Source organism: Acidisoma sp., assembly GCF_965199065.1.
Lineage (GTDB): Bacteria > Pseudomonadota > Alphaproteobacteria > Acetobacterales > Acetobacteraceae > Acidisoma.
The window spans coordinates 1,998,636-2,015,013 of the sequence record NZ_CBDAQN010000003.1 but is presented as its reverse complement, the minus strand read 5'-3'; the positions used below and the strand labels follow the sequence as shown (position 1 = coordinate 2,015,013).

General features: G+C 62.8%; 10 protein-coding genes. 6 read left to right on the top strand and 4 right to left on the bottom strand.

Going from position 1 to position 16,378, the window contains the following annotated elements:
- Positions 1-65: 65 nt before the first annotated feature.
- The gene (locus ACOEQ1_RS17475) at positions 66-3,638 is read right to left on the bottom strand and encodes a glycosyltransferase (protein ID WP_419760499.1); all 3,573 of its coding nucleotides are present in this window, start codon (positions 3,636-3,638) and stop codon (positions 66-68) included.
- 922 nt (positions 3,639-4,560) lie between these two features.
- On the opposite strand from ACOEQ1_RS17475, the gene ACOEQ1_RS17470 reads away from it, so the two are divergent.
- Together ACOEQ1_RS17470 and ACOEQ1_RS17465 are read left to right on the top strand one after the other, a co-directional pair.
- Positions 4,561-7,302 (top strand): EAL domain-containing protein, encoded by a 2,742-nt coding sequence (locus tag ACOEQ1_RS17470; protein WP_419760498.1) that lies wholly within the window; start codon positions 4,561-4,563, stop codon positions 7,300-7,302.
- Positions 7,303-7,468: 166 nt separating this feature from the next.
- Positions 7,469-9,331, top strand: a complete 1,863-nt coding sequence (locus ACOEQ1_RS17465) for a methyl-accepting chemotaxis protein (RefSeq protein WP_419760497.1) — start codon at positions 7,469-7,471, stop codon at positions 9,329-9,331.
- 10 nt (positions 9,332-9,341) lie between these two features.
- Here the strand turns inward: ACOEQ1_RS17465 and ACOEQ1_RS17460 are convergent, their stop codons facing one another.
- Positions 9,342-10,388, bottom strand: coding sequence for an NAD(P)-dependent alcohol dehydrogenase (locus ACOEQ1_RS17460; protein WP_419760496.1), 1,047 nt, complete (start codon positions 10,386-10,388; stop codon positions 9,342-9,344).
- Positions 10,389-10,496: 108 nt separating this feature from the next.
- Between ACOEQ1_RS17460 and ACOEQ1_RS17455 the strand changes: the two genes are divergently transcribed.
- Positions 10,497-11,390, top strand: coding sequence for a LysR family transcriptional regulator (locus ACOEQ1_RS17455; RefSeq protein WP_419760495.1), 894 nt, complete (start codon positions 10,497-10,499; stop codon positions 11,388-11,390).
- Positions 11,391-11,403: 13 nt separating this feature from the next.
- Here the strand turns inward: ACOEQ1_RS17455 and ACOEQ1_RS17450 are convergent, their stop codons facing one another.
- The gene (locus ACOEQ1_RS17450; RefSeq protein WP_419760494.1) at positions 11,404-11,760 is read right to left on the bottom strand and encodes a hypothetical protein; all 357 of its coding nucleotides are present in this window, start codon (positions 11,758-11,760) and stop codon (positions 11,404-11,406) included.
- Positions 11,757-14,393, bottom strand: a complete 2,637-nt coding sequence (locus ACOEQ1_RS17445) for an MGH1-like glycoside hydrolase domain-containing protein (protein WP_419760493.1) — start codon at positions 14,391-14,393, stop codon at positions 11,757-11,759. The genes ACOEQ1_RS17450 and ACOEQ1_RS17445 overlap by 4 nt, the downstream gene beginning before the upstream one ends.
- Positions 14,394-14,533: 140 nt before the next feature.
- Here ACOEQ1_RS17445 and ACOEQ1_RS17440 point away from each other — a divergent pair, with 140 nt between their 5' ends.
- The 3 genes from ACOEQ1_RS17440 to ACOEQ1_RS17430 all read left to right on the top strand — a co-directional run bounded on the left by ACOEQ1_RS17440 (position 14,534) and on the right by ACOEQ1_RS17430 (position 16,378).
- Positions 14,534-14,686 carry a hypothetical protein gene (locus tag ACOEQ1_RS17440; RefSeq protein ID WP_419760492.1) on the top strand — a complete coding sequence of 51 codons (153 nt, stop codon included), beginning with the start codon at positions 14,534-14,536 and terminating at the stop codon, positions 14,684-14,686.
- A 137-nt stretch (positions 14,687-14,823) separates the two neighbouring features.
- The gene (locus ACOEQ1_RS17435) at positions 14,824-16,026 is read left to right on the top strand and encodes a multidrug effflux MFS transporter (RefSeq protein WP_419760491.1); all 1,203 of its coding nucleotides are present in this window, start codon (positions 14,824-14,826) and stop codon (positions 16,024-16,026) included.
- A 61-nt stretch (positions 16,027-16,087) separates the two neighbouring features.
- On the top strand, positions 16,088-16,378 hold the full coding sequence (locus ACOEQ1_RS17430; RefSeq protein WP_419760490.1) for a DUF2934 domain-containing protein: 291 nt from the start codon (positions 16,088-16,090) through the stop codon (positions 16,376-16,378).

Sequence of the window (16,378 nt, the reverse complement as noted above, 5' to 3'; positions counted from 1 at the left end):
GAGCAGCGTTGGTAGCTGTCATTGAACCTAAGCCAACATCCACCGTCGAACATCTATCACCGCAGTCAGCGGCCGATACTCATGTCAGCCAAGGCGAGAGTATCATTAGCCAAAGGTGTTCTTGATGCCCTGGCGTGCGTGAGCTCAAGATGAGCAGCTCTCGCGCCTCTCAGGCGCGCCTCGTTTTCCGCCATCCGTCGTTCTATGACTGTCTCCTCGACCCCGTGAGACCTTCCCCAGGCGATATCATGCATGTTTGACCTCCGGAGTTGATCCTCAAACGGCTCCCCGGAAAAGACGTCATAGCCAAACTCTCTTGCAAAAAACAGAGCCTCGGTCTTCGACCGTTCCTCCCATGCCTGTGAGGCGTAGTCGTGGGAATGGTAGACGACGGAAGCCGGCGCATAGACGCGTTCATGACCGGCTTCTACGATCAAGTTCGCCCAAACCTGATCTTCCCCAAATTCGATATCGGGATACGGGATTTTCTCCCATACCGTACGACGGAGGCAAGAGTTGTTGTCGCTGAAAAAATGCAGAAACTGTCGCCATCCGGTGTCTCCGGAAGACCATTTTGCTGGATCCGTGAACTTGGATACGGCCAAGGGGTATTTCAAAAAGCCCTGGAAGTGGTTTTGTAGATCGCGCTGCGTGTAGGGGGACGCGTCGGGCCACGCAAGATGGCGACCAAATGCTCCTCCGGCCTGCGGGCAGCGCTCCATGATGGCGACCATGTTGTAGAGCCAGGAATCGTCAACCGGCAGAGCATCCTGCGTAAGAAAGAGCACGTACTGGCCCGCTCCGAGTTCTGCGCAGAGGTTCCTTGTACGTCCGTGACCAAACTGGTTCTGCGGGATCTGTCTGAAAATCACATCCGACGCACCGCGAAGGAAGTCTGTGCTGCCGTCATCCGAACTACTATCCACCACAACTATTTCATACGGCCAAGGTGAGGACTGGCTTCTGACACGCTCGACCACAGACTGTAGAAGCGAGCCGCCATTGAATGTCGGGATGCAGACCGTCGCCTTGGCCTTCTGGTTCACATAGCGCCGTGTGGGTTGCTTCGTCTCTTTATGTCCCTTTTCACGCAACCGCTCGAGAAACGCCGCCTCAATTGTCAAACTTGATGATTCCCAGGAGAACTGGCGCACCCAATTCAGAGCTTTGGCCGCCTGTGCTTGTCGCCCCAACGGATCGGAAAGCAGCAAACGGATGTCTTCGGCTACCTTAAGAGGACTTGGTCCCGAAAAGGTCACAACCTCAGGTGGAAAGATGCTGCGCGTACTTTCTACGTCCAGTTCCACGACAGCCAGCCCGGAAGCCATCATCTCCTTGGGAACAAGAGAGTAGTTAGTCGCCGAAAAACAAATACCGATGTCGCATTGCCGGTAGAGTTCAGCAAGCTGAGTGGCCTCAAGAATACCATGTGACGTGCAGGAGAAACTTGCTTCGACATGCTCCAGGTCGGCACCGAACAAATCGGCATGAAACTCGAAGCCCTGGTGGGCGAGATATTGCAGTGCGACGAAAGCCAGTTCCACTGCCCGTCGAGCCGTGGTGACGCGACTATAGACGGCTATTCGTGGAATTCCGGCTTGGCGCTGATATCCTTCGACGGCGGGAGCGTAGATCGTGCTATCGAAGGCTAGAGAAAAAGCCCTTGCCCAGCGATGATATTTATCCCGCATAACCTGCGCCAACCAAGGACTGGCGCATACGCATGCGAAATCACACGTCCGGTAGGACTCCTCAATCACGAGCGAGTAGCTTCCCGTGGAGTAGAAGTTCGACTCAAGGTCCTGCACGAAGTAGAACCTCTCGCGGAACCATCTGGCATTGCCGACCGCCGCCACCGTGTGCCACGATGTTGCTATAATGATATCACCGCGCGCGTGCTGGAAACTCTCGTCGAGAAGTTTGACCTCCGCCGTTATAACCTGAAAGTCCTTTATTATCGAGTCGGCCGCCTCCGCTGCGGACTTATGCTGATCTGGATTGTGAAGCCAGATCGAACACTTGTGCCCAAACATCTCGAGGTGGCGAATAACGCGGAAGATCGTCATGTGCCCGCCGCTCCCGGGCGAAAAATCGGGAATAACCCAATGTATGTCGAGTCTCTTGCAGTCGAAACGCCCGCCTACCGTTGCTAGGTCTCGCGGGGGATAGACCATCAGATCAAGCAACGATCTATCAACGAGCGACGCGCGCTTGTTGAGGATTAGATTCCTTGGTCCGTCGGCGGCGGCAGGCCACACCCGCCGCTTCTGGGCTCGACCCATCGTCAGATAATGAAAAAAAGGGTTCCCCTGCACATCCTTGTGGAACTTTCGATAGTAATTCACTGAAAACCAAGGGGCTGGATCTCGACCTTCCTTCCAGCCAAAGGTGCAGAAATGATCGAGAGGATCCAAATTATTGGCGCCGATGTCCGGATATGTATTCAGGTAATAATCGCGATCGAATTCTTCGCCAACAACAGTGACTTCATCCACGCCGCCGAAGGTGGTGACGGCTGTTGGGATGGCCTCGGCACCTTCTTGTCTGCTCGTGGTGAGGTAGTGAAAGAAGGGGTTGATCTGATCTTTAGCTAAATCTGGGTGGCGTTTCGCATATGCCTTCGTATCGAACCAAGCGGCGGGGTTCCGGCCTTCCTTCCAACCATACAAACAAAAATGGAGGAGGGGATCAACCAGCGTCGCATCTATGTCGTCGTAGGTCTTGAGATAGTAGTCTTTATCGAACTCCCTCTCGATTGCCTGGATGTTCTCATCCACCAGCTCGGCACGAGCAGGAACAGACGTAGATGCAGGCGCCAATGAACGACCTTCGTCGCGCCCCTCGCAGATGTAGTGAAGGAAGGGGTTAAGCCCACTTCGCTCCACGTCTGGATTGGCTTGCTGATAAGCCTTCGTGGAGAACCAGATTGTCGGATCCCGTCCCTCCGACCAGCCCGTCACACAGTAATGCTCCGCTGCAGGAATGCCTTGTTGAGCAACATCCGGGTAGGCGGCGTAATAGAAGTGTTCATCGAACTCGGGTTGGAGACGCGCCAGCTCGCCCGATAGACCGCAAGCAAGTGCAGGCAGCGCGATGCGGCCCGATTCGCGACCTTTTGTGAGGTAGTGAACAAATGGATTGATGTCAGTCGTTCTGACGCTTGGGTTCGCGCCGAGATAACGCCTGGTTGAAAACCACACGGCGGGGTCACGCCCCTCTTTCCAACCGATCCGGCAGAAGTGCTCGAGGAGATCGATGTTGTCGGCGACTATGTCCGGGTAGGCAGAACTGTAGAACGAAACATCAAACTCGGGTGCCACGACACGTAGATCGTGCGCGCCTGGACCTTGAAGAGAGCAAAGGCAGATCCGGTTTTCGTTGATGCCCATAGTGAGGTAATGGACGAATGGGTTCTGACCGGCCGACGCAACATCTGGATACCAATTCAGGTATCGCTCCACCGAGAACCAAGGCGCCGGATCGCGGCCCTCGCGCCAGCCAACCTCACAAAAGTGCTGCACGAGGTCCGCCGGACCGTCTGCGTTGTTATCCCAACCATCCCGATAGAACGATGCATCAAACCTTGGGGATACAACCGCGACTTCATCCTCAAGCGACTGAATTATCGAGCTTTCCATGCGACTCATCACGGCTCAGTTAGGGGTAGGTCTACATACCTTTGATCTACCTACTATGGATCCCTAGTGTTTGCCAGTAGTTCCGAACGACGTAGTGCACCTTGCACTAACGCTGGTGTGGCGTGGCGCGCTGCCATAGCCACCTCCGGCCGTACTGCCCGTCCAGCTCACAACCATGTCGTCGTGAAATGGCCCAGCCAAAGGCGGATCAGGTGAGCTCGTTCGTCCAGAACCAGATGATCCCGCTGACGATAAAAATCGCTGCCGGGGTTAGGAGGATGAGTGTTGCAGCGTCCATCGGTCGGAATCCTGTCTCGGGGCGGAGTTTGCGCCGAGCCATGAGTTAGTGTGCTGCCTGAGGAAGCTAACCCGCAGCAGGCGCATAGATGGGACGAAGTTCGGGGAGAGCAGCCACTGTCGTCGGTGCGGCGAGCGGCGAGACGCCAGCGCAGTATCGGGTCGCAGCGCCGGCTGAGAACGGCGTCATTACAGCGAGTGAGCGGCGGCGATCCTTAGGCACTTTATCTTCGGAGGCCTGCCTTTGCCCATGCCGCAACGTGCGTAAGCTCATCGGAACGCCGCGGTTAGGGAGGATCGCCTTGTGTTGGGCCGCCCTGCCCAAACTGGAGGAATGGCCTCTCCCGAGAGTGCTTCTTACCTGTGCCGCATGTCGCCGCAGAGCAACCCGGCGTCGTGAATAACATCCATGCGTGCCTCCCGTTGAATGAAATATGTTGCTCCGGCTTCCGGTCTCGGCACTAATTCATCTGCGCGACGCAAGCGCTGAGACTGGGCCGTGCTACGCACTGCCCGGAGCAGAATGAGCCCGAAATCATGAGCCTGGACACTATGCGTGGCCTCTAGGAGAACCCCCCCGAGCCGCACGGCCTTGTACAACTCCGGCATCGGGCTTTGGCCAGGCTTGTCCCTCGGTAGCAAGCGTCTCATCGCCGTCGGCGCTGCTCTTCTGCTGGCGATGGTGGCGGCGGTCGGAGTGGCCGTCTGGAACATGCGTGTGGTCGCGCTGGAGGATGCGCGGCAGAACGACGCCAAGCTTGGCACCGCAATTGCCGAACAGACGGCGCGAGCGATCCAGGCGGTCGACCTCATTCTTCTGCAGTTGCGTGCGCAGGTGGCGCAGCAAGGCAATGCGTCGGAAGCAGCATTCAGACACGCTCTGCAGACGCAAACCTTCCAGCAGGAGCTCAGCCGGCTGCAGCACTCCCTGCCCCAGTCGGATGCCTTTTCCGTCATCGACGCTCAGGGACGCCTCGTCAACTTCTCTCGCCGCTGGCCGGTGCCGCGGATCGACGTGTCCGACCGCGTCTACTTCAAGTTTTTACGGGATCATGACGAGTCGGCTGCCCTGGTCACGTCGGTGATGCGCAACCGGCTGACCGGCGCCTGGACCTTCTACGTCGTGCGAAGGTTGGACGACGCCCATGGGCAGTTCCGCGGGATGGTGCTCGGCGCGGTCGATCTGAGCTACTTTCAGGACTTCTACCAGGCGCTCTCGGGCGGCGGAGATCTCGGCGTTGCCTTGTTCTCCCGGGACGGCGGCCTGGTGACCAGCGTGCCCAGAGACGCGCCGGTCGGTCACCAACTTCGTCCGCACAACGTCGCCTGGGACAGGATCGTCGCCAGCGGTCATGCCGGCTTCTTCGAGACGAAGGGTGTTCTGCGGCCCGGAGAGCGTTTGGTCTCGGTCAACCCGCTGCGGGACTACCCCCTCGTGGTCGATGTCGCCGTTTCCAAATCCAGTTCCTTGGCTCATTGGCGCCAGGAGGCGGTGCTCGCGGCTGTCGGCACCGCCTGCGCGGCGCTCTGCATCGCGCTTCTGCTACGCGCTCTGACTTGGCAGTTGCGTCGGTTGGAACGCTCCGAAACCTCGCTCGCGGAACGCAACGCCAATCTGGAGGCGGCCCGGCACAGGATGGAGAGCCAGGCCGAGGCCTTGCGGGCGAGCGAAGCGCATCTGGCCGAGAAGTCGGCTGCGCTCACAATGACCCTGGACAACATCAGTCAGGGCATCTGCATGGTGGATGCCCGCGGCCGCGTCGGCGTCTGGAACGCGCGTGCGCTGGAGTTGCTCGATCTGCCTGCCGACCTCATCGCATCCCGGCCATCTTTCGAGGCCGTCCTCGCCTATCAGCGGGCGACGAACGAGTTCGTCGTTGAGGGCGTGCCGGTCGGCGTGCTGGAGGCCGTCGACGCCCGGATGTCGGTCATCTACGAGCGGATGCGGCCGAATGGCACGATCCTGGAGATCCAGAACATTCCGCTCGCGGATGGCGGGAACGTTGTCACCTATGCCGATGTCACGGCGCGGCGACGCTACGAGGACAAGATCCGGCATCTCGCGCACCACGATCCTCTGACCGATCTCGCCAACAGAACCCTGTTGCAGCAGCGTCTGGCCGAGGGCATAGCGCGGGCCCAGGCTCAGGCGGCGCAACTGGCGCTCCTCTACCTCGATCTCGACGGCTTCAAGATCATCAACGACACGCGCGGTCACGGCACTGGCGACGCGCTGCTGGTGCAGGTGGCCCAGCGGCTGATGATGGCGGTGAACGAGGGAGAAACAATGGCGCGGACGGGCGGTGATGAATTTGCGATCGCCGTGCCGGTGGACGGACTGGCACGATCTCCCGCCGCTCTCGCCCGCGATATCATCACCCGGATCCAGACGCCGTTCGAGATCGGCGGCACGCTGTGCCGCGTTGGCGTATCGGTCGGCATCGCGCAGTATCCGGATCATGCCGACGATGCGAGCGATCTGCTCCGCAACGCGGATATCGCCCTCTACAAGGCCAAATCCGACGGCACCGGTCAGTTCTGCATCTTCGACAGCGGGCTGGAGGCGCGGCAACGGCGGCTGTTCGCGCTTGAGCAAGACCTCCGTTTCGCTCTGGAACGCAATGAACTTTCTGTTGTGTATCAACCGATCATCGAAACGCAATCGGGATACACGGCGGGATGCGAAGCGCTGTTGCGCTGGCACCATCCTCGTCATGGACAAATCTCGCCGGCCGAGTTCATCCCGCTGGCGGAGCGGCTCCGGCTGATCGTGCCCATCGGCTGCTGGGTGCTGGAGCAGGCTTGCGGCGAGGCCGCCTCCTGGCCGGAGACGACGCATGTGGCAGTCAACCTGTCCCCGGTCCAGATGAACCACGACACACTGATCGCCGATGCGAAGGGCATCCTCGAGCGGACAGGCCTTGCGCCCGAGCGCCTTGTTCTAGAGGTCACGGAGGGTCTCCTGCTGGAAGAGAGCAGCACCGTGCTCAGCACAATGCAGGCGCTCCGCGCGCTCGGTATCCGGTTCAGCCTGGATGATTTCGGCACCGGGCACTCGGGGCTCGGCTACCTCCGCCGCTTCCCGTTCGACATCATCAAGATCGACAAGCTATTCGTGCAGGACATGGTGGATCAGCCGGACGCCGAGGCCATCGTCGGCGCGCTGCTGGCCGTCAGCACGGCCCTCAACCTCGATGTCATCGCCGAGGGGGTGGAAACCGAGGCACAGCTGGCCGCTTTGCGCCGGAGACGGTGCCGCCATGTTCAGGGCTACCTGCTGGGGCGGCCGGTGACGGCGGCCGAGATCCGCCCTCGCATGATGGGAAGCCGCATTACGCGGCTGCAGCCAAAGGCGCTGCGGGGCTGAGCGCAACGAATGCCAGGCGCCGCCTTGCAGAATGCGCTGCCAATAATGTTTCCTTAATGGAACGCTCTATACACGCGACGGTAATCTCCGGCCGGTAAACGTCCTTGGCCGCGGGCCCGGTAGCCCCTTGGCCGGAAGAAACGCGTGTTTGCGATAGGATCGTTGCGTGAAAAATACGCCAATTCTCGTCAAGTTCCTCCTGATCATGAGTATCTTTGGCGTCTTCGCCGTCGGGGTGGCTATTTATGCAACCTCGCGCATGCGGATGATCGATACGTCCTACAGTGCCCTAATGATGGGTAGCGATCGAGCCGCGTTTTCGGTGGTTCGCGCAAACCGGTTCTTTCAGCAGGCGCGGGCTGGAGTTGCGGAAGAGACGATCGCCAACACCAGCGACATGAACAAGGCGGCGGACGCAGTTTTGTCGACGAGCACCAAGAAGTTCGCGGCTGCTCTGGACGACGCGAGCTCGGCGATGCCGGCGCAAGCGCCGGAATTCACGACGCTCAAGGCAAGCGCATTCAACGTGCTTAATAATCTTTGTGCGAAAGCGCGATCCATGGGCGAGAGCGCGAGTACGATCGCCGGCGATCTTGCCGCTCAGAGTGAGTATCTGAATCATTGCTCGCCACTATTTGGAGCAGTCTCCACCGCTCTCGCCAGCGAGGCCGATACGATTTCGAGCGAGGCGCGTCAGAGCGACGATCAACTCACCTCGATTACCGACAGAACCATCCTCATCACCTATGGCGGCATCATCGGCGGTCTCATTTTGGTGCTTGGCATCGGGTTCGTAGCGATCCGGCGTTGGGTAGTGGCGCCGGTTCAGCAGCTCGAGCTACGCATGACCCGGTTGGCCAAAGGCGACTTTCAGGTCGACGTGCCGGGCGGAGAGCGCCGGGATGAGATCGGCGGCATGGCTCGCGCCGTGCTGGTGTTCAAGGAGTCCGGGCTCGAGAAGATCAAGGCGCAGGCTGAGGTGGAGGCGCTCGCGGCCCGCGTGGAGGCCGAGCGCAGCGCCGCGCGCGCCACACTCGAACAGGCGGCGCTGGAAGTACGGTTCGCCATGGAGGCTGTTGCCTCTGGCCTGGAACGGCTTGCGGACGGCGATCTCGTGTTTCGCCTCGAGGAGAAATTCGCCGGCGGCTACGAGAAGCTGCGCGGCGACTTCAACGTCGCGGTGGAAAAACTGCAAGACACCATGAGGTCGATCGCCGCGACCACTCAGGGCGTGCACTCGGGAGCGACCGAAATCAATCAGGCCTCGGACGATCTGTCGAGGCGCACGGAGCAGCAGGCCGCGAGCCTGGAGGAAACCGCCGCGGCTCTCGACGAGATTACCGCGACCGTTCGCAGAACTGCCGAGGGCGCCAAGGAAGCGCGGGATGTCGCCGGCGCCGCGAAAGACGAAGCCGAGCGGTCCGGCGCGGTCGTGAAGGATACCGTGGCGGCGATGGCGAGCATCGAGGGTTCATCGCGGCAGATCTCGAACATCATCGGAGTGATCGACGAGATTGCCTTCCAGACCAATCTGCTTGCGCTCAATGCCGGAGTCGAGGCAGCGCGCGCAGGTGATGCAGGACGAGGCTTCGCCGTCGTCGCCACTGAAGTACGCGCGCTGGCGCAGCGCTCGGCCGATGCCGCCAAGGAGATCAAGGCGCTCATCTCCGCCTCCGGCAAGCAGGTGGATTCCGGGGTGAAACTCGTGGGGGAGACGGGATTGGCGCTCGGCCGGATCGTCGAACAGATCAACCGGCTGAGCACGCTGGTGACGGACATCGCGGGGTCTACGCAGGAGCAGTCCACCGGCCTCAGCCAGGTCAACTCCGCCGTCAACCAGATGGACAAGGTGACCCAGCAGAACGCTGCCATGGTCGAACAGGCGACGGCCGCCAGCCACGGCCTGTCCAGCGAGGCCGAAGCACTCGCTCGGCTGATCGGGCAGTTCCAGATCGAAGCGGGCGCCTCGGCGAGCGCTCCGCGAAGGGCAGGAGCCGGCAAACCTGCCAGCAAGCTGGCGCTGGTTTAGATCGCCTCAGTCAGCTTCTCAGCGAGGCCATGTCGATGACGAAGCGGTAGCGTACGTCGGCCCGCTCCAGCCGGACAAAAGCCTCGTTGATCTGCTCCATGCGGATCATCTCGCAATCCGGCAGGATGTTCCGCTCCGCGCAGAAGTCGAGCATCTCCTGCGTCTCGGCGATCCCGCCGATGGGGGAGCCGGAGATGCGGCGGCGGCCCGTGAGGAGCGGCAGGCTGCTGAACTCGCCCATGGGCCCGAGTTGCCCTACCAGAACCAGCGTGCCGTCGATATCGAGCAGCGGCATGTAGGCGTCGACATCGTGGCGGACGGGCACGGTGTCGATGATGAGGTCGAGGCTCGACGCCGCGGCCTGCATGGCGGCCGGATCCGAGGAGACGAGGAGCCGCGTGGCGCCGAGTGCGAGGGCGTCGGCCTCCTTGTCCGGACTGCGGCTGAGGACCGTGACCTCCGCCCCCATGCCGGCGGCGAGCTTGACCGCCATATGCCCGAGGCCGCCGAGGCCAATGACCCCGACGCGGCTGCCCGGACCGGCCTTCCAGGTGCGCAGCGGGGAGTAGGTGGTGATGCCGGCGCAGAGCAATGGCGCAACACGGGCGAGGTCGAGGCCCGAGGGCACGCGCAGCGCGAACTCCTCGCGCACCACGAGATGCTTCGAGTATCCGCCGAAGGTCGGCTCCTTCGTTATCCGGTCGCGGTCGTTATAGGTCTGGGTGCAGGCGAAGCGGCAAAGCTGCTCCTCGCCCCGGCGGCACTGATCGCAGTCGAGGCAGCTGTCGACCATGCAGCCGACGGCCACCGTGTCGCCCGGCCGGTAGCGGGTGACCGCCGGCCCCACCTCCGTCACGCGGCCGACGATCTCATGGCCGGGGACGAGCGGGTAGCTGCTCCACCCCCAATCGTTGCGGGCCTGATGAAGGTCCGAGTGGCAGATGCCGCAATAGAGCACCTCCATCGCGACATCGTTCGGGCGCAATGACCGGCGATCGAAATCAAACGGAGCGAGCGGCGCTTCGGGCGACTGGGCGACATAGCCGAAGGTTTTCATGGCGGGGGATTATCCGGACAGGGTGAAGCGGCGACGACACTTCTACCGTGCGCGGAAGGTTGTGATTAGCTAATAGATTAAGCACGAACCTATGAGGTGCGCTCACCAATGCTGCGCGAGAACGCGAACGACCTCCTCGCCTTCCTGTCCGTCGCTCGTGAAGGAAGCTTTACGCGGGCGGCGGCGAAGCTGGGCGTTTCGCAATCCGCGCTGAGCCACGCGGTTCGCGGGCTGGAGGAGAGGCTCGGGCTGCGGGTGCTGACGAGGACAACGCGCAGCGTCTCGCCGACAGCGGCGGGCGAGCGCCTGATCGAGCGCATCGGGCCGCGGTTCGAGGAAATCGAGGATGAGTTGGCGGCGCTCAGTGCGCTACGCGACCAGCCTGCGGGCACGATCCGCATCACGACGGGCGAACATGCGGCGGCGACGATCCTCTCGCCGGTCCTGCAGCGCCTGCTGCCGGCCTACCCGAAGATCAGCGTCGAGGTCGCAGTCGACAACGAGTTCAAGGATATCGTCGCCGAGCGCTACGACGCGGGCATCCGGCTCGGGGAGCAGGTGGAGCGGGATATGGTGGCGGTGTGCATCGGGCCGGACCAGCGGATGGCCGTGGTCGCCGCGCCATCCTACTTCGCGGCGCACCCCCAGCCCGTCCGGCCGCAGGATCTGACCCAGCACAACTGCATCAATTTCCGGCTGCCGACCCGGGGCGGACTCTACGTGTGGGAGTTCGAGCGCGACGGCCGCGCGCTGAAGGTGCGGGTTGAGGGGCAGCTCGTCTTCAACACGCTCGCCCCTACCCTGGAGGCGAGCCGAGCGGGCATGGCAATTGCCTACGTGCCTGAGGACGTGGTGGCGGCGGATCTGGCAGCCGGGCGGCTCGTGCGGGTGCTGGAGGATTGGTGTGCGCCATTTCCGGGCTACCACCTCTACTACCCAAGCCGCCGGCAGACCTCGCCCGCCTTCGCGCTCCTCGCCGAGGCGCTGCGACATCGGGAATGACGACGCCATCGCCTCATTGTTCGGGAACCGGCGGCGGTATGCCGAGCTCCTCGCGCAGATGGCCGAAGCGATCCGGGTCGAGATAGCGGCCGTCCTCATAGAGTGTCCGTAGCGCCAGCAGCCCGGTCTGGGTGAAATAGGCGCGGCGGCCGAGATCCTCGGCCGGCATGTCCATCAGACCGCGCTCGATGAGCCCTGCCAGAACCGGCGAAATCTTCGGCTCGCCACGCTTCGGCCCGCTGGTCCAGGTCGTGAGCCGGATGCCCGCGGCAAGCGACGGGAACACACCGAAAGCGGCGGCGAGTTCGCCCCGGATGAAGGTGCGTTCGGCCGGGGTGAAGGCGATTGCACGCTCGGACGGCGACGTCATCGGGCGGTATCGGCGATCAGGAGGGCAACCAGCCCGGTCCAGCCCGTCTGGTGCGAGGCGCCGACGCCGCGGCCGTTATCGCCATGAAAGTACTCGTAGAAGAGCGGCAGGTCGCGAAAGTGCGGGTCGTTTTGCAGCAGCGGATGGTCGCCGTGGACCGGGCGCCGCCCCCTCTCGTCCCGCAGGAACAGCCGCGTGAGCCGGCGGGACAGCTCGTCGGCGATCTCGGCGAGGCTCAGCATCGTGCCGGAGCCTGTCGGGCATTCCACGCGGAAGTCATCGCCGTAATAGGAATGGAATTGACGAAGGCTGTCGATGATCAGGTAGTTCACCGGCATCCAGACCGGCCCGCGCCAGTTCGAATTGCCGCCGAACAGCCCCGAGTGAGACTCCGCCGGCCAGTACGGCAGCGTGAACTGCTGCCCATCCAGCGCGAACACGTAGGGCTTCGCCTCATGCGCCTTGGAGACCGCACGCACGCCATGCGGCGACAGGAACTCGGTTTCGTCCAGCATACGCCGCAGCAGGCACTTCATGCGGTGGCCGCGCAACATCGACATCAGCGCCAGATGCTGCTGCCCCGGCTGGTTCCAGTTCGAGACGAGGGCCCGCAGATCAGGACGATGATCCATGAACCAACGCAGCCGCTCGACCATCTCCGGCAGGCGCGGCTGATCCGAGGTCCGCAGGATTTCGACCGCGAACAGCGGGATGAGGCCCACCATGGTGCGGGTGCGGATCGGGATCTGCTTGCCGTCCGGCATCTCCAGACAGTCATAGAAGAACTCGTCCGTCTCGTCCCACAACCCGCCATGCTTGGCGGCGGCTTCCGCGATGTAGAGGAAATGCTCGTAGAACTTGACCACCATGTCCTGATAGGCGCCGTCCACGAGGGCGAGCTCGATCGAAATGCGCATGAGGTTGAGCGCATACATCGCCATCCAGGCGGTGGCGTCCGACTGGCTGAGCGTGCCGCCCATGGGCACGGGCGCCGACCGGTCGAAAAGGCCGATGTTGTCGAGGCCCAGGAAGCCGCCCTGGAAGATATTGCGTCCGCCGGCGTCACGCCGGTTGACCCACCAGGTGAAGTTGAGCGCCAGCTTGTTCAGTATGCGCTTCAGGAACGTGTAATCGGGGTATCCTGTCCGCTCGCGGTCCATCAGGAAGACGCGCCAGGCGGCCCAGGCGTGGACCGGCGGATTGGCATCCCCGAAGCCATATTCATAGGCAGGCAGCTGCCCGTTCGGATGCATGTAGTTGTCGCCGACCAGCAGCAGCAGCTGATCCTTGGCAAAGTCCGGATCGATCATGGCGAGAGGCAGCGTCTGGAAGCCGAGGTCCCAGGACGCGTACCAGGGGTATTCCCACTTGTCGGGCATCGAGATGATGTCGGCGTTGCGCAGGTGCAGCCAGTCGATGTTACGGCCCTTCCAGCGGCTTTCGGGCGGCTTGGGCTCGGCAGGATCCCCGATCAGCCAGTCGCGCACATCGTAGTTGTAGAGCTGCTTGGACCATAGCACCCCGGCAAGGGCCTGCCGCTGCACCAGTCGCGCATCGGGGTCCGTCACGCTCTCCTGCACCACGGCGTAGAAGGCATCGGCCTCCGCCTGCCGGGTTGCGAAGACACGGTCGAAGTCGGCGAAGGGGTCATCGCCGCGGCCACTGGCGCGGAAGCGGAGTTTCAGCACGGCCTCGCCGCCTGCGGCCACGTCGATCACGTGGTGGGCGGCGCATTTCGTGCCGCTCCCGGTGCGGATGGCCTTCGCGTCGCCCTGCACCACGAAGTCGTTGATGCCGTCCTTGAAGGGTCCGGGCGCATCCGCCTCGCCGAACAGCCGGCGGCAGTTGGTCTCGTTGTCGCAGAAAAGTAAGGTCGCCGGCTGGCCGACATGGAGTTCCATGTCCGGCAGTTCGGGATGCTTCGCCGAGGCCTCGCTCGCCGAGACGCTCGTGATGACCGGGCGCTCGGGACGGTCGCTCCAAGCCCAGACATTGCGGGCCCAGAGCTGAGGCAGAACATGCAGACGGGCCGCATCGGGGCCGCGGTTGGCGATGGTGATGCGCATGAGGATGTCGTCCGGCGCCGCCTTGGCGTAGTCGACAAAGACATCGAAGTAGCGGCCCTCGTCGAAGAGGCCTGTGTCGATGAGCTCGAACTCCGGATCGTCGTAGCCGCGCTTGTGGTTCTCGTCGACGAGACGCTGGTAAGGGTAGGCCGCCTGCGGATACTTGTAGAGCATCCGCATGAAGGAGTGCGTGGGTGTGCCGTCGAGGTAGTAATAGAGTTCCTTCACATCCTCGCCATGGTTGCCCTCTTCGTTGGCGAGGCCGAAGAGCCGCTCCTTGATGATGGGGTCCTGCCCGTTCCAGAGCGCGAGGCCGAGGCACCAGCGGAGATGCCGTTCGCCGAAGCCCGCGAGACCGTCCTCGCCCCAGCGATAGGCCCGGCTGCGGGCATGGTCGTGGGTGATGAAGCTCCAGGAGGTGCCGTCGGGGCTGTAGTCCTCGCGGACCGTGCCCCATTGGCGCTCGCTGAGGTAAGGCCCCCAGTTTCGCCAGGCGGGAGTTGTGCGGGCGGCGACGAGCCTCTGGCCCTCGGCGGTATCGAACAACGCGGAGGGGTTCGATGTCATGGTGATCTCCGGGAAGGTCTTGCTCTGAGCGCTCGACCGAAGGCTCCTATATCGGGACCCGGGCGATCACGGAACAGGAGCAGCTATACCTGGAGATTGACACCTCCAGGTATCCGCGATGGCTCCGGCGTTTGCCCATCATGCCGCCTCATCACGCGGCGCTGCCGCTGCATCACCGGGATCCATTCGACCATCTGCTGATCGCTCAGGCGATCACCGAGGACGTGATCTTTCTTTCGAAGGACCGGCACGCGGCCGCCTATCCGGTCCAGCTTCATCGGTGTAGCGGGTAAGCCACGAACGACGCGCGCCGGCTTTCGCATGACCGCGGCGCCTGTTGCGGATATGCGGCGCCACTTGGCGAGCCAGCCGCCGCGGACTATTGCAGCGCAATATGCGGCCGCGCCGCGGTTCCTCTCGGGGTATGACGATGTCCGGCCATTCCATCTATCGCCGGGCGACCGTGCTTGGACTGACCATCGCCGTCGGCGCCTTTGCCATCGACATGTACATCCCGGGTTTCGCCGCCATCGCCCGCGACCTCAAGACCGACCCCGGCACGGTCGAGCTCAGCATGACCAGCTTCTTCGTGGCGACCGCCATCGGCCAGGTGATCTACGGGCCGGTTTCGGACACGCTCGGCCGCAAGACGCCCATCTTTGTCGGCCTCGCGATTTTCGCCGTCGCCTCCGTGTGCGCGGCGTTCGCCCCGAACATCGGCGTTCTCATCGCGTCGCGCTTCTTCCAAGGGCTCGGCGCCGCCGCGACGGCCGTCATCCCCATGGCCGTCATCCGCGACGAATACACCGGCCCCGATGCGGCGCGGCTGCTTTCCCTCGCCATGGTGGCGCTCAGCGTCTCGCCCATCCTGGCGCCAGTCTTCGGCGGCCTGCTGGTGCAATACACCTCCTGGCGGCTCATCTTCGTCATGCTCATCGTCATCACCCTGACCGTGTTCGTCATGGTCTGGAAGATGCTGCCCGAGACCCTGCCGCCGGCACAGCGGGTGAGCGGCCGGCCGCTCGCGATCCTCAGCACCTACAGCCGCCTGCTGCGCAACCGCAATTTCATCCTGCCGGTGTTCATCGCCGGCTTCGGGCAGGCGGTTCTCTTCTCCTTTATCGCCGGCTCGCCTTTTGTCGTCGTCACCCTCCATCACGTGGCGCCGACGACGTTCGGCATCCTGTTCGCCATGCACGCCATCGCGGTGATCGGGATGAGCCAGTTCAACGCGCCCATGATGCGGCGTTTCGGCGCCCGCCGGCTGATCGGTGCCGGTGCCGCCGCGCTGGCCGGCACCTCGCTGCTGCTGGCGGCGCTCGTCTTCGGCGGCATGAACGCCCTTTGGCCCCTCATCCTGCTCACGATCACGCTGTTTCTCTGTCTCGGCGTTATCCTGGCGCCGGCCTTCCTCACCGCGATGGAGCCCTTCGGCTCAACCGCTGGCGCCGCCGCGGCGCTTGGCGTCGGCATGGAATTCACCATCAGCTCAGTGACGACGGCGTTGATGGGCTTCACCGCGGATGGCACCGCGCGGCCCATGGTGGGCTTCATCGCGCTCGTCTCCTGCTGTTCGTTTTGCACATGGGTCGTCTTCATGAAAACACCGCAAGCAGCGCCGCACGTCTCTTGAAGGGCGCGGGCGAATTGCGATGTCATTGAGCACTGGCACCATAAGGACAACGAGGAAAACCATGTCCGACAGTCACGACGAACACACAGCCGACGGGGACCGCCTGCAACGCGTCCGTGAAATTGCCTACAGCCTGTGGGAGAAGGAGGGCAGTCCCGAGGGGCGTCACGATGAGTTCTGGCTCCGCGCCGAGGCCATTGTGGAGCAGGACGATCATCTCCCCCTCGCGCCTGCCGAGCCGGCCACTCCCCACGAGAGCGTCGATGTGGAGAGCGAGCATAGCTTTCCGGCAAGCGACCCACCATCCTTTACGCCATCCAAGACTGGTGGCACCGAGGATAAGGCCGCGTAA

Coding starts and splice junctions, on each gene's coding strand:
- ACOEQ1_RS17460 (WP_419760496.1), bottom strand. CDS start 10,388: ATGAAAACCTTCGGCTATGTCGCCCAGTCGCCCGAAGCGCCGCTCGCT.
- ACOEQ1_RS17440 (WP_419760492.1), top strand. CDS start 14,534: ATGCCGCCTCATCACGCGGCGCTGCCGCTGCATCACCGGGATCCATTC.
- ACOEQ1_RS17445 (WP_419760493.1), bottom strand. CDS start 14,393: ATGACATCGAACCCCTCCGCGTTGTTCGATACCGCCGAGGGCCAGAGG.
- ACOEQ1_RS17475 (WP_419760499.1), bottom strand. CDS start 3,638: ATGGAAAGCTCGATAATTCAGTCGCTTGAGGATGAAGTCGCGGTTGTA.
- ACOEQ1_RS17455 (WP_419760495.1), top strand. CDS start 10,497: ATGCTGCGCGAGAACGCGAACGACCTCCTCGCCTTCCTGTCCGTCGCT.
- ACOEQ1_RS17430 (WP_419760490.1), top strand. CDS start 16,088: ATGTCCGACAGTCACGACGAACACACAGCCGACGGGGACCGCCTGCAA.
- ACOEQ1_RS17450 (WP_419760494.1), bottom strand. CDS start 11,760: ATGACGTCGCCGTCCGAGCGTGCAATCGCCTTCACCCCGGCCGAACGC.
- ACOEQ1_RS17435 (WP_419760491.1), top strand. CDS start 14,824: ATGTCCGGCCATTCCATCTATCGCCGGGCGACCGTGCTTGGACTGACC.